General features: G+C 68.3%; 10 protein-coding genes. All 10 read left to right on the top strand.

The window, feature by feature from the left end; translation table 11 throughout:
- Positions 1-232: 232 nt before the first annotated feature.
- Positions 233-1,159, top strand: a complete 927-nt coding sequence (locus CFB18_RS12390; protein WP_088572110.1) for a hypothetical protein — start codon at positions 233-235, stop codon at positions 1,157-1,159.
- Between the two features lie 263 nt (positions 1,160-1,422).
- On the top strand, positions 1,423-3,051 hold the full coding sequence (locus CFB18_RS16330) for a helix-turn-helix domain-containing protein (RefSeq protein ID WP_159461744.1): 1,629 nt from the start codon (positions 1,423-1,425) through the stop codon (positions 3,049-3,051).
- Positions 3,014-4,360, top strand: coding sequence for a glutamine synthetase family protein (locus CFB18_RS12380; RefSeq protein WP_088572108.1), 1,347 nt, complete (start codon positions 3,014-3,016; stop codon positions 4,358-4,360). Before CFB18_RS16330 ends, CFB18_RS12380 begins: the two co-directional genes overlap by 38 nt.
- A 193-nt stretch (positions 4,361-4,553) precedes the next feature.
- Positions 4,554-4,994: a cation:proton antiporter domain-containing protein gene (locus CFB18_RS16325; protein ID WP_088572107.1), complete on the top strand. Its 441-nt coding sequence runs from the start codon at positions 4,554-4,556 to the stop codon at positions 4,992-4,994.
- Complete coding sequence (locus tag CFB18_RS16320; protein ID WP_088572106.1) at positions 4,991-5,785, top strand: cation:proton antiporter; 795 nt, start codon at positions 4,991-4,993, stop codon at positions 5,783-5,785. Before CFB18_RS16325 ends, CFB18_RS16320 begins: the two co-directional genes overlap by 4 nt.
- Positions 5,786-5,823: 38 nt before the next feature.
- Positions 5,824-6,036: an ammonium transporter gene (locus CFB18_RS16080; protein WP_159461743.1), complete on the top strand. Its 213-nt coding sequence runs from the start codon at positions 5,824-5,826 to the stop codon at positions 6,034-6,036.
- Positions 6,037-6,089: 53 nt separating this feature from the next.
- Positions 6,090-7,247, top strand: coding sequence for an ammonium transporter (locus CFB18_RS12365; RefSeq protein ID WP_234977053.1), 1,158 nt, complete (start codon positions 6,090-6,092; stop codon positions 7,245-7,247).
- A 12-nt stretch (positions 7,248-7,259) separates the two neighbouring features.
- Positions 7,260-8,486 (top strand): hypothetical protein, encoded by a 1,227-nt coding sequence (locus CFB18_RS12360; protein WP_088572104.1) that lies wholly within the window; start codon positions 7,260-7,262, stop codon positions 8,484-8,486.
- A 6-nt stretch (positions 8,487-8,492) separates the two neighbouring features.
- Positions 8,493-9,779: a flotillin family protein gene (locus CFB18_RS16315; protein ID WP_159461741.1), complete on the top strand. Its 1,287-nt coding sequence runs from the start codon at positions 8,493-8,495 to the stop codon at positions 9,777-9,779.
- 251 nt (positions 9,780-10,030) lie between these two features.
- Complete coding sequence (gene purL / locus CFB18_RS12350; protein ID WP_088572102.1) at positions 10,031-13,870, top strand: phosphoribosylformylglycinamidine synthase subunit PurL; 3,840 nt, start codon at positions 10,031-10,033, stop codon at positions 13,868-13,870.
- Positions 13,871-13,904 lie beyond the last annotated feature (34 nt).

The raw sequence follows: 13,904 nt of genomic DNA, 5'->3' as shown, positions 1-13,904 counted from the left end.
TCGCGCCACCCGCCCGGCTGCGCATCCCGCACCACTCTATCTTCTAAAAAAGCAATATTGCCTTCTTCGGAGGGAAAAGGCAAGGGAGCGGCCTGGCGCGCAGCCTTCCAGTTTTCCCCGGAGGGACGCGACGGCTCGTGCTTCTTGTGTCGGCTCCATTGGATCCCCGAACCGAATACCATGGAGGACATCCGGGCCGGACGGCGATTCAGAGTGCTTCAGGAGGAGGTCGATGTCGAAAGTGATGAGGTGGGGGTTGTTGGGAACGCTTCTGCTGATCGGTGGGTGTCGCTTTCACCCATCCCCGACGCCATCTTCCTCCCCCCTGGAGGGGATCCCCTTCCAGGCGTTGTGGGAGGCGGCCTTTCCGGCGGCGTGGTCCGCGTGGATGCCTCAGGCCCTCGCATGTGGGGAGATGGTTTCGGATCCCGGCGGATGCTTGCGGGGGATCCGGCCTTCGCTGACGGAGCGGGTGGTGGAGGAGGCGGCCCGTCTGAAGGAGGAGCGGGGGATCGATGCGCCGTATGTGGCGAACATCCTGGGGGGATATGCCCAGCGGCCGGAGCAGACGGCATCGTTGGTGATCTTGGCGATGGCTCGATCCCCGGATCAGGCACACCGGGCACGCCTGCGAGCGGTCCTGCAGATCCTTCCTCAGCGGTTCCGGAGGATCCCCTTGTCGGCACGCACTACGGTGGTCCCGCTTCCTCGGCCCCGCATGGAGGATCCGCCTCCGCGCTGGGCCCGGTATTATCTGGCTCTGGAGTGGGGCCTGTTGCGGGCGGCCGTCACTGCCTGGCGTCCGCCCTCGCCCCGGGAGCTCGGTTGCGCGGACCTGATCCCGGGGGAGGACCTTTGCCCGTTGTTGGGGGAGCTTCGATCCCCGGAAGCAGGGTCAGCCTTAGAGGCCCGGCTGGAGGAGTTCTTCCGGGGTGCCTTCGATTACGCGGATGCCTTCGCCCGTTCTGAGCGGGCCCTGCAGGGGGATCCGGCGGCGGTGCGGGCGGCGCTGCAGGAGATGCTCCGGGCCGCTCGGGAGACGCTCATCCCGTTGGAGCGGCAGGCCGCTGAACGACGGCTGACTGGGGAGGATACACCGTTGCCGGAACTGGAAGCGGCCTGGGATCAGGTGGAGCGGCGTCTGTTCGGCTCTCCCTAAGGTCTCACCCCGTCGCTCGGGCCTCCGGAGGACGGCCGCGGCTATAATACCAATGGTCGCGGCGCTTGAAACGGGAGTCTTCCGGCGTTCCTCATGGCTTCACCCCCGGCAGGAACAGGAGATAGCAGTGAGCAAGGAGAAGGCGTTCTTCTCCACCTTTCGGGATCTCTTTGTGGGCACGAAGGTGAAGGGCGAGTCCGGCTTCGTGAACCGGATGTAGATGGATCTCCTTTCTTTATTCGATGGAGAAGAACGAACGGTCTATGCGTGGGGTTCCGTTACGGGAGCTGGTGGAGACCACCCTGCCGTCGGGGACGCGGGTGCTCGGCGGCCGGGACGGGATGGACCGCGAGGTGACGTGGGCCACCTTGCTCCGCACCCTCCCCGCGCGGACGGCGATCCAGCGCGGGGACCTCCTCCTCTTCTCGGTCGACCTGCTCTTCATGCGGGAGCCCCCCCTCTCGTTCCCCGCCCTCCTAGAGGTGGCCCTGGAGCGGGAGGCGGCCGGACTGGCGGTGGTCGGGCCGGCCCCGGAGGACTGGGGCCCGCTGGCCGATGAGGCGGGCCTTCCGCTCTTGGCGTTGCCGGAAGGGATCAGCCTGGCGGACCTGGCCAATCAGATCGCCCGCTTCATCACGGCCCGCCGGGAGGCCCTCTATGAGATCGAGCGGGAGCTCCAGCGCCGGTTCCAGCAGGCGGCCCTGACCGGCGAGGGGCTCCCGGCCATCCTGCGGGCGTTGGAGGAAGCGACAGGAAAACGGACGTGGCTGGAGGACGCCGAGGGGAGCCCGTGGCCGGACCTCCCCGGGCCCCCGGAGCCCCCGCCGGGCATCCCGGAGCGTCGGGCTTGGCTGCGGCGCCTGCCCCTGCGGGAGGAAGGAGGGGAGCCCCCGGTGGCCCTGTTCGGGCCGGATGCCGCGGGGCGGATCTGCCTGGCCGGGGCGGTGCTCTTAGAGCGGCGGCCGGTCGGAGCGATCTGTCTGCTCGGGACTACCGGGAGGATCACCGAGCGGGACCGTCTGGCGGTGGCCCAGGCGGCCGCGGCCTGCGCTTTGGTGCTGATCCGGGAACGTTCGCTGTGGTCGGCGGAGGCCCGGGTCCGGGGGGAGTTCCTGGCCCAGGTGTTGCGCGGGGAGCTCCCGGAGGCGGAGGCCCGCCGTCGGGCCCGCATCCTCAACGAGCCCATCGAGGAGCCGGCGGCGGTGGCCGTGTTCCGGGCACCGGAGGCGGAGGGGAACGCGGAGCGCCTCACCGAGGCCATCCGCCGCCTCACCACCCGCTTCCCCCGCTGTCGGGTCCAGCCGATGGCCGAGGGGATTGCCTTCGTGTTCCCGCCTCCGGGTGGGGAGGCGGATCCGGAGGCCGTGGTGGAGGGCCTGCGGGCGGAGCTGGCCCGCGCCCTGGGCCTCTCGCGCTTGGCGGCTGGGGTGGGCGGGGTCTACGCCGGCCCCGCCGGCCTGGCCCGTTCCTTCCGCGAGGCGGTCCAATCCGTGCAGATGGTGGAGGCCCTGCTGGGGGGGGACCGCACCCTGGCCTACGCGCGGCTTGACGTCTACCGCATCCTTTACCCCCTGCGGGAGAGCGAGCTCCTGGAGGAGTTCTACGAGCAGGTCCTCGGCCCTCTGGAGCGATATGACCGGGAGCATCACGCCGAGCTGATCCCCACGTTGGAGGCCTTCTTCGCCTGCGATGGGAACCTGCAGCGCGCGGCCGAGCGCCTGTTCCTGCACCGCAACTCCCTGGCCTATCGGCTCCGGCGGATCCAGGAGATCACCGGGATGGATTTGCGACGCTGGGAGGATTGTTTCCGATTGCAGCTGGCCCTCAAAATCCGACCCATGTTGAGGAGGTCCCATGCACAGCCCGGCAGTGGATCCGAACCGCGTGCTTGAGGAAGCCCGCCAAGCGGGCGTCCGGTTTGTCATTCTGCGTTTCACCGATATCCTCGGGGCGCCGAAGGGGGTGACGATCCCCCTGGAAGATCTTCCCGAGGCCATCGAGACTGGGAAGTGGTTTGACGGATCGGCCATCGAGGGGTTCGCCCGGGTGGCGGAGTCGGATCTCTATCTCAAGCCGGACCTCAGCACGTTCACCATCCTGCCCTGGACCCGGGGGCAGGGGACGACGGCCCATGTGATCTGCTGGGTGGTGAACCGGCGGGGGGAGCGCTTCGCCGGGGATCCCCGGGCGGTGCTGGCCCGGGTGATGGAGCGGGCGGCCCGCATGGGCTACACCTACGTGGTGAGCCCCGAGCTGGAGTTCTACCTCTTCCGCGCCGAGGGGGAGCGGTTCGCCCCCGCCCCCCACGATGAGATCGGCTACTTCGATCTGGCCACGGATCTGGCTTACCGGGTCCGCTGCGAGATGGTGGAGACCCTGCGGGCCCTGGGGATCCCGGCCGGGCCGGGCCATCACGAGATCTCCCCCGGCCAGCACGAGATCGACTTCCAACCGGCGGACGCCCTGCGCATGGCCGATTACCTCGTCACCGCCCGGCTGGTCATCAAGCACATCGCCCAGGCCCACGGCCTTCACGCCACCTTCATGCCCAAGCCCCTGGAGGGACGGGCGGGGTCCGGGATGCACACCCATCAGAGCCTGCTCCGCCGGGAGGATGGGGGGAACGCCTTCGCGGATCCGGAGGACGATTACGGCCTTTCGCCCCTGGCCAAGGCCTTCCTGGCGGGGCAGATCGCCCACGCCCGGGGGATGTGCGCGGTGCTCTGCCCGCTGGTCAACTCCTACAAGCGGCTGCTGGGGGGCTTCGAGGCGCCGCCGTACGTCAGCTGGGCCCGCATCAACCGCTCCGCCCTCATCCGCATCCCGGCCATCAAGCCCGGGCGCTATCAATCCACGCGCATCGAGTTGCGGAGCATCGATCCCGCCTGCAACCCTTATCTGGCCTTCGCGGCCATGCTGGCGGCCGGCCTGGATGGCATCGAGCGACGGCTGCCGCTCCCGCCGCCGGTGGAGGAGGAGCTGTTCCCGATGGAGGCGGCGGAGCTGGAGGCGCGGGGGATCCAGCGCCTGCCGGCCACCCTGGGGGAGGCCTTGGAGGCCTTAGAGGCCGACGAGGTAATCCAGGAGGCCCTGGGCCCGCTGGCGGCCGAGCGCTTCCTCGAGGCCAAGCGGCTGGAATGGGAGGCCTACTGCCGCCACGTCAGCGCCTGGGAGATCGAGCGGTATTTCCACGTGTATTGAGGCAACCAGGGGTGGGCGCCCTCCGTGTCCACCCCCGCTTTTCCCCCGAATCTCCCTCTCCGGACCTCCGTCCGACAGCGGATTTGTGCGCCCTGCCCAAAACCGGCCCCACGGTTTTCGTTCCTCCCGACCGTAGCGAAACTTCCCTGGCTTTCCTTACAATCGGCGCAAACCGGTGGCCGGAGGGAGAGGCATGAAGGAGCTCTCGATCCTGCCCACGCTGGCGCTCATCCTCCTCAGCGCTCGATTGGGAGGAGAGCTTTGCGCGCGCCTGGGGCTGCCGCCGGTGTTCGGGGAACTTCTGGCGGGGCTCCTCTTGGGTCCGGCTGGCCTGGGCTGGCTCCATCCCGGGGAGGAGCTCCGGGCCGCGGCCCTGCTCGGGGTGTTGCTCCTCATGTTCCTGACCGGTCTGGAGACGGATCCTCACGGTCTACGGGAGACGGGACGAGGGGCACTGATGGCGGCCCTGGGTGGTGTGCTCTTGCCTTTCATCAGCGCGCTGGCCCTGGGGCTCCTCGCGGGGCTCTCATGGCGTGAAGGGCTCTTCCTTGGAGCCGCCCTCACTGCCACCAGCGTGGGCCTCTCCGTGCGGACCCTTCGGATCTTGGATGCGCGCAGAGCCGGGTGGGGATGACGATCCTGGGTGCCGCCGTCATGGACGACATCCTGGCGATGGGGTTGCTGGCCATCGTGACGGGGCTGGTCGGGCTGGGGCAACCGCTGCCCTCGCTGTTGCGGATGATTGGGTTCCTGATCCTCTCCTTCGGGATCGGCCGCTGGCTTCTCCCTCCGATCGCCCGCTGGATCGCCCGGCGTTATCCGAATGAAGGTGGGCTGGCCCTGGTGGTGGCGCTGGTGATGGGGATGAGCTGGGCCGCCGCGGCATGGGGCGGGGTGGCGGCCATCACCGGCGCTTATCTAACCGGGCTGTGGATCGCCCGCACGCCGCTGCAGGAGCACATCCCCCAGGGGGTCCAGACCCTGGGGGATGGCTTGTTGATCCCAATCTTCTTTGTGGCCGTGGGCCTGGAAGCGCAGCCTCTGGACCGGGGGATGTTATCCCTTTTCGGGATGGCGCTGCTCCTTCTGGCGGTGCTGAGCAAGGGGCTGGGAGGCGGGTTCGGCGCATGGCTGGGTGGGCTGACTCCCCGGGAGGCGCTTCAGGTGGGTGCTGGGATGGTCTCCCGAGGGGAAGTGGCCCTGGTGATCGCGACGTTGGGCCGCCAGATGGGGATCCTGGGGCCAGGGCTTTATACGGATATCCTCCTGATGACGATGTTCACCACCGTGCTGACGCCCATCCTGCTCCGTCTGACCTTCCTGGAGGGCCCCTGGCCCTTCCCGCTCAGGATCTGGAACCCCGGGGCCCCGGCGTCCCGGGGGATGGGGGAAGACATCGCTCGCCTGCAAGCATCCCGGCGTTGAACGGGGTTTGGAGAAACCGAGGCGAAGGAGGTGTTCCGATGCATGGGTGGCGTCGACGGGTAGTCATCGCGTTGATCATAACCGTTCTGACCGCGATTGCGCTGCACTCCCCGGCGCTGGCGCAGGGATCCGGCCCGGAGAACGAAGCCGTAGAGGCCGTGAAGGAGGAGCTGGGCCGTGCGATCAACTTCGCTTGGACGCTGATCGCCGCTTTCCTGGTGTTCTTCATGCAGGCCGGGTTTGCGATGTAGAAGCCGGGTTCTCCCGCACGAAAAACGTCGTTGCGGTTCTGACCAAAAACCTCATGGATGCCATGATCGGAGGGCTGGCGTTCTGGGCCTTCGGGTTCGCGTTGATGTTCGGAGGGTCCAGCCTGGCCCCCGGTCTGGAGCGCGGCACGCCGCTCATCGGCCTCTCCGGCTTCTTCCTCGCTGGATCTGCTTACCAGGATCAGACCGCCATGCTCTGGTTCTTCCAGATGGTCTTCGCTGCCACGGCGGCCACCATCGTCTCCGGCGCCATGGCGGAGCGGACCCGCACTACGGCCTATCTGGCCTATAGCTTCCTCATCTCCGCGCTGATCTATCCCATTTACGGCCACTGGGTGTGGGGCGGAGGCTGGCTGGGGAATCTCTCCGCTCACCTGCCGTCCCTGGGGGAAGGGATAGGGGCACGGGATTTCGCCGGATCCAGGGTGGTGCACGCGGTGGGCGGGTTCGTAGCCCTGATGGGAGCGGCCATGGTCGGCCCCCGCCTGGGCCGCTTCAATCGCGACGGCACGCCCAACGTGATCCCGGGGCACAGCCTGACCCTGGTGACCCTGGGCACCTTCATCCTGTTCTTCGGCTGGTTCGGATTCAATCCCGGCTCCACCCTGGCGGCGACCGATCTTCGGATCGCCATGATCGCGGTCAACACCTTCCTGGCCGGGGCCGCCGGGGCGGTGGTGGCGATTTACTTCGGCTTCTTCCGCACCGGCCAGCTGGATCTCGCCCTGGCGTGCAACGGGGCCCTCGCTGGCTTGGTGGGGATCACCGCCCCGTGCGCCTACGTGGCCCCATGGGCGGCGGTGCTCATCGGGGGGATCGCGGCCCTGGTGATGATCGGCGCCTCCGCCTTCGTCGAGCGCGTCCTCCGCGTGGACGATGTGGTCGGAGCTTCGGCAGTGCACGGGTTCGCCGGCCTGTGGGGTCTGCTGGCTGTAGGGATCTTCGCCGATGGGACCTACGGAGGGGTGCGGGGTCTGATCGTAGGGGAATGGGCGCAGCTGGTCGCCCAGCTCATCAGCATCCTCGCGGTGACCGCTTGGTCCCTGGGGACAGGCTTCCTGATCTTCTGGCTGATCCGGGAGACCATCGGATTGCGGGTGAGCCCGGAGGAGGAGCGCATCGGCCTGGATCTCACTGAGCACGGGGCCGAGGCCTACCCCTCCGGCCGCCGGCTCCCTGTCGAAGCGATGTGAAAGGGGGAAGCCATGGGATGGGAGATGGAGGTCATCCTCGGAGGCCTGGGGTTTGCCTTCTTCCTGCTCCTGTGGGGGATCTTCCCGCACCGGATTTATCAGGTCCGTCGATCGAACGGCGACGGAGCCATCTCCTCCCCGCACCAAGTCGAAGCGTTACGCGTTGAGGCCGAGGGGGTGAAGGCCGAAGCAAACCGCGTCGTCCGCATCCCATCCGTTCGATCGCCCGTCGGGTTATCGGTGGACGACCGGCTCTTCCATCTTCGCGTGCTTCCCCACTCCTCCCGGAACGGCGGGCCTTGGGGGGTGTTGGAGGGACAGATCGGCGGATGGGGGTTTCGGGTTCCAGTGTTCTTCGAGCAGGTTCGGATCGATGGGACGCTCCGGGAGCGCTATCGGGCGCGGATCTGGGGTTGCCGTTGCGAGGCGACCGCGATCCCCGATTTCCGTGAGCAGGCGGAGGACGTCTTCCGGGCGCTCGAATACGCAGACCGGCTTCCCCCCTATGCCCTCCAGCGCTCCGAACCCCATGATTCCGCGCTGATCCCGATCTATCCCTGGGGAGAGGGATGGCGGGTCCACGAGCCGGACGGCCCGATCCTGGAGGCGATGGACCTGGGGACCCTGCGCCAGCGCGTGGCGGATGCATACGGCCTGCCTGTGGGAGCTGTCCAGGTGCGGGTGCTGTCGGAGGAGCTGGCATGGGTCCCGCCTGTCGCCGTCTTCCGGCCGATGGAGGGATCCATCTTCTATTTGCCGGTGGCCTGGAGCGGGACCAGCTGGCGCCTGCATCTGGCCGGCGCCCCGCTGTCGGCCCCCGGCGATGGAGCGGGGATCTGGTCGCTGTGGAAAGTCGTAGCCGCCCGGGGCCTGGAGCGCGGATGGCTTCGCGTCCCGGAGGATCTGGTCCTGGAGGTCTGGTCTGCGGCGGCGTGGGAGGTCCTCGTGAGCACCCTGCCGGAGGCGATCGCCGGGCTTCGGTTCTATGCGACCGGGCCGCAGCTCCGCGCGGTCCTCCTACCAGTCTACCGGCGTGAAGACGGTTGGGTGGCCGTTTACACGGAGGAGGATCGATGGACGGTTTTCATGGGCCGCGATCCGGCGGACCTGCGGCAGCGGGTGGGGGAGGCCCTCTGTGCGGCCGGCTGCCTGGCGGACCCCCAGGCGTTGCGCCTGGAGATGAAACGGATGGGGAAGCCTTCACATGCTGAGTGCGCACTTCCGGATCTGGGGAGGTGAGCGATGATGCTGGCGACAGGTGTCCTGGCTCTGGTGGTGCTGGTCGGGCTCATCGCCCTCTGGGCCTGGCGCTACACCAAGGCCGGCCCGAACGAGGTGCTGATCATCTCCGGCCGCAAGCGTAAGGTGATCGATCCCGACGGGCGCAAGCGGGTGGTGGGCTACCGCCTGGTGCGGGGGGGCGCCTTCGTCTGGCCGATCCTCGAGCGGGTGCAGCGCCTCTCCCTGGAGCTGCTCACTATCGAGATCCAGACCGCGGATGCCTACACCGCCCAGGGTGTGCGCATGGTGGTGGACGCCGTGGCCCAGGTGAAGGTGAAGGGCGACGAGGCCTCCATCGCCCTGGCCGCGGAGCAGTTTCTCTCCAAGTCTAAAGATGACATCCGGCGGGTGGCCCTGCAGGTGATCGAGGGGCATCTGCGGGCAGTGCTGGGGACAATGAGCGTGGAGGACCTCTACCTGCGCCGGGCGGAGTTCGCCCGCCAGGTCCGCGAGGCGGCCCGGCAGGACCTGGAACGCATGGGCCTGGACATCCTCTCCCTCACTGTGCGGCACATCGCCGATGAGCAGGGCTATCTGGAGGCTATTGGCCGGCCGCGGATCGCTCAGGTGCGTCAGCAGGCGGCCGTGGCCGAGGCCGAGGCGGATCGGGTGGCCCGCATCGCCCGGCTGGAGGCCGAGCGAGCGGTGGAGGAAGCGCGGCGGGAGCGGGAGGCCCGGCGCGCGGAAGCGGACATGGCCTACGAGCTGCATCGCCACCGCGTCGCCCAGGCCGTCAAGCGGGAGGAGATGGCGGTCCGCCGGGTGGAGAAGGAGCTGGCCATTGAAATCGAGGAGAAGGAGATCGAGCGCAAGCGGCGGGAGCTCGCGGCAACAGTCGAGCTGCCGGCGGAGGCGGAGAAGCAACGCATCTTGGCCCTGGCGGATGCGGAGCGTTACCGGCTGGAGGCTGAGGCGGCGGGTCAGGCGGAGGGCATCCGGGCCACCGGCCGGGCGGAAGCGGAGGCCATGCGGGCCAAGGCGGGGGCGTGGCGGGAATACAACGAGGCGGCCATGGCCCAGATGGTGGTGGACATTCTGCCGGCGCTGGCGAAGGCCCTGGCAGAGCCCTTGTCGCGGGCGGAGCGGATCATTCTCATTGGGGATGGGCATGGAGGGATCAGCCGCTTCACCGGGGACCTCGCCCAAGCGATGGCTCAGCTCCCCGCCTTGGTCGAAGCCCTCACCGGCGTGCGCCTGACCTCCCGCTTGCCGCAGGGTCTCTCCCAAAAGGCCGTCGAACGTTCCGATTGAGCGGGTCAGGAAAAGACCTCTTGTTTTCTCCCGGATCCCAGGACGTCCTCGTGTTGCCGAGTGGGGGGCGAGGGCAATCCCCTCGCCCCTCTATGCTTGAGCTGGCGACGATCCCAGGCTACATCCCGGTTTCGTTCATCCTTGACAGCATGAATCGAGCAGGTTAAAATCTCAATTCAAAATCGCCGGGTGAGCGGTGCGGGATCGAGCCGGGGCCGAAAGTGCCCTGGACCGCACGGAGGATCCGCGCGATGGAACAGGAGGCGGCTCCCACGGAGGAGGTTCCCCCGCTGCCCACGGGTCCGGTCCGGAGGTGGTTCCGGGTAGAGATCCAGAGCCGATCGCCGGAGGACCCGGAGGGCAGCCGGCTGGTGCAAGCGGCCCGCGCGCAGGGCCTTGAGCGTCTGCGGGCCTGCCAACGGGATCGTGTGTGCTTCTTGCAGGGCCCCCTCTCTCTCCCCGAAGTCGAACGCCTCGCCCGCCTGCTCCTGGCCGATCCGATCCTTGAAACCTATCGGATTCTGTTAGTGGAAGATCCCATCGAACCCCAGGATTTCCTCCCAGAGGGGAGAGACGCACATCGCATCGAAGTCACCCTCCTCCCCGGTCTGCGGGATCCCTCGGTGGAGAACCTGATCCGTGCGGCCCATCGGCTCGGCTTCATCGGGCTGGAGCGCGCCGCGTGGGGTTGGATCTTCCGTCTATGGGGGGAACTGGAAGAGCGCGATCTGCAGCGATTGGCGGTGGAGCATTGCGCGAACCCCCTGATCCATCGCTATGCCATCGATCGCTGCGTTGCCCCGCCCTTTGATAACGAGGTTCCCGCTCCCGTCGTGGTGGAGATCATCCCCCTACGGGAGGCAGACGAGGGGGCCCTCCGCGCTTTAAACGCGCACCGCCGTTTGTCCCTGAGCGTAGAGGAGCTGCGGGCGGTCCAGGACTACTTCCGCGCCCGAGACCGGGATCCCACCGACGTCGAGCTGGAGACCATCGCCCAAACGTGGAGCGAGCATTGCGCCCATAAGACCTTTAAGGCGCGCATTCGTTACACCGGCCCGCCTCCCGGCGCTCCGCCGGACGCTCCCCCTCAGACGGTGGAGATCAATGGTTTGCTGGACACCTGCATTCGGGCTGTGACCGCGCAGGTGGGCCGGCCGTGGCTCCGCTCGGCCCTCGTGGACCACGCGGGGATCATCGCCCTGGATGGGCGCTGGGATCTGGCCCTCAAGGTGGAGACCCACAACCATCCCTCCGCCGTGGAGCCCTTCGGCGGGGCCAGCACCGGGGTGGGCGGGGTGATCCGGGATATCCTCGCAGTGGGCGCGCGCCCGATCGCGCTGCTGGATGTCCTGTGTTTCGGCCCGCCGGATCTGCCGGCCTCGGCGCTGCCGCCCGGGGCCCTCCACCCACGGCGGATCGCCGAGGGGGTCATCCACGGCATCGAGGATTATGGGAACAAGATGGGGATCCCGAACGTGTGCGGGGCTGTGTTCTATCATCCGGGATATGCGGCCAACCCCTTGGTGTTCTGCGGCTGTCTCGGGCTGCTCCCTCATCAGGAGTCAGCGGCCGCCCCGCGGTCCGGCGATCTGATCGTGGTGATCGGCAACCGGACAGGGCGCGATGGCCTGGGCGGAGCCACCTTCTCCAGCGCAGGCCTGGATCCCGAGGCCCCCTCTGCCGCCCGCGGAGCGGTTCAGATCCCCAACCCCATCCTGGAGAAGCAGATCCTGGAGGTGATCCTTCAGGCCCGGGATGAGGGGCTTTACCGCGCCGTCTGGGATTGCGGGGCAGGCGGCCTCTCCTCGGCCGTCGGGGAGATGGCCCGCGACCTAGGCGCTCAGGTCGACCTGGATCGGGTGCCCCTCCGGGACGCGCGTCTGCAGCCATGGGAGATCTGGTTGAGCGAATCCCAGGAGCGCATGGTGCTGGCCATCCCGCCAGCATGCTGGCCTCGTTTTGAGGAGATCTGCAACCGGCACGGTGTGGAGGCCGCGATCATCGGCGTCCTCGAGCCCACGGGGAAGCTGCGCCTGCGCTACCGGGGCCGGATCGTCGGCGAGCTCGACCTGGACTTCCTCCATAACGGACGTCCGCCGCGGATCCTCGAGGCCCGCTGGTCCCCTCCCGCCCCGCCGGCGCTCATCCCCATCGCGCCCCCGGAGGACCTGGGGGAGATCCTGCTCGCGCTGCTGGCCCATCCCAACATCCGGAGCCGCGAAGAGATCCTCCGCCGCTACGATCACGAGGTGCAGGGGGCCACGGCGGTCAAGCCCCTGGTGGGGGCGGCTTCCCATGGACCGGGGGACGCTCCCATCCTGGCCCCTCTGGAGGTCGGGGCGGGCGAGGGCTCTGCGCCCGGAGTGGCTCTCAGCGTGGGCCTGGCCCCGCTGTACGGCGAATGGGATCCCTATGGGATGGCATGGGCGGCGGTGGATGAGGCGTTCCGAAACCTGGTGGCGGTGGGCGCGGACCCCGACCGGGTGGCCCTGCTGGACAATTTCTGTTGGGGAGATGTTGAGGACCCTGAGCAGCTGGGCGCCCTGGTCCGGTGCGCCCAGGGTTGTCGCGATGCTGCCCTCGCCTATCAGGCCCCATTTATCTCCGGCAAGGACAGCCTGAACAATTTCCACGTGGATGCCCTGGGGAGGCGGCGCTCGATCCCCGGCACCCTGCTCATCACCGGGCTCGGGATCGTGCCGGATCTCTCTCGCACGGTCACCATGGACCTGAAGTCGCCGGGGTCTTGGCTCTATCTGGTGGGGGAGACACGGGCGGAGCTGGCGGGAAGCCACTATCTACAGATCCGGCCCGGCGGACGGCCGGGCGCGGAACGGCTGCCTCAGCCGGTTCCCCACGCCCTGGCGCGCCTGCGCGCCCTGCACCGCGCCATCGCCGCCGGGCTCGTCCGGGCTTGCCATGACCTTTCGGAGGGCGGTCTGGGGGTGGCCCTGGCGGAGATGTGTCTTGCCGGCCGGCTGGGCGCGGAGGTGGACCTGCGCAAGGTCCCCTGCCCGGAGGCGGACAGCGAGGATGACGTTCTCCTGTTCTCCGAATCCCTCTGCCGGTTCCTCGTCGAGGTGCGCCCGGAGGATGCGTCCGCTTTCGAGGCCATGCTGGCGGGACATCCCATCGCGCGCATCGGCCGGGTGACCGCGGACGGCCTGCTCCGGGTGGTGGGGCTGGATGGCCGGGAGCGGATCCGGCTGCCCGTGGAGGCGCTGGAGCAGGCGTGGCGAGGCACCCTCGCGCCCGCTCCTCTACCGGCTTCCCGGTTTCCCTTATCCCAACGGGCATCCTCCCCGGGGATTTCCCGGCGCCCCCGCGTGCTCATCCTCCAGGCTCCCGGGACCAATCGGGATCGCGAAGCCGCCTGGGCCTGTCAACAGGCCGGCGGAGAGCCGGAGATCGTCCCTCTGTCTGCTCTGCTGCGCGGAGAGCGGGATCTGCGCGATTACGCCATGCTGGTGCTTCCCGGAGGGTTTTCCTATGGGGATGACCTGGGGGCAGGAACGCTCTGGGCGCTGGAGTTGCTGGACGGGCTGAGAGGCGCCCTGGAGCGGTTCATTGAGAGCGGTAGGCCCGTGCTGGGGATCTGCAACGGGTTCCAGGCCCTGGTCCGGGCGGGTTTGCTCCCCGGCCCTGAGTTTCTGGAGCCGGACGGCCGGCGGACGGTCACGCTGGCCCCGAACGCGTCGGGACGTTTCGAGTGCCGCTGGGTTTACCTGCGCGCGGAGCCGCGAAGCCCGTGTCTGTTCACCGAGGGGATCGAGGAGCTGCTGTATTGTCCCGTCGCCCATGGGGAGGGACGGTTCATAGCGCGGGATGAGTCCGTGCTGCACAGCCTGGAGGCGCGGGGGCTCATCGCCCTCACGTATGTGGACGCCTCCGGCAACCCCGCCGGCTACCCCTTCAATCCCAACGGATCCCAGCGAAACGTGGCTGGCCTCTGCAACCCGGCCGGCAACGTCCTGGGCTTGATGCCCCACCCGGAGGATCACATCTTTCCGTGGCAGCATCCCCGCTGGCATCGCGGGGAGCAAGGCGGACTGTGTCGGATTCTGTTCCAAAACGCGATCCGGAGGTGCTGACGTGAGCGTGTCCGATGTGCTGCTGCAGGAAGCG

The organism is Thermoflexus hugenholtzii JAD2 (assembly GCF_900187885.1).
Taxonomy (GTDB): Bacteria; Chloroflexota; Anaerolineae; order Thermoflexales; family Thermoflexaceae; genus Thermoflexus; species Thermoflexus hugenholtzii.
The sequence above is the reverse complement of the archived record's forward strand: the minus strand, read 5'-3'. Positions and strand labels throughout refer to the sequence as shown.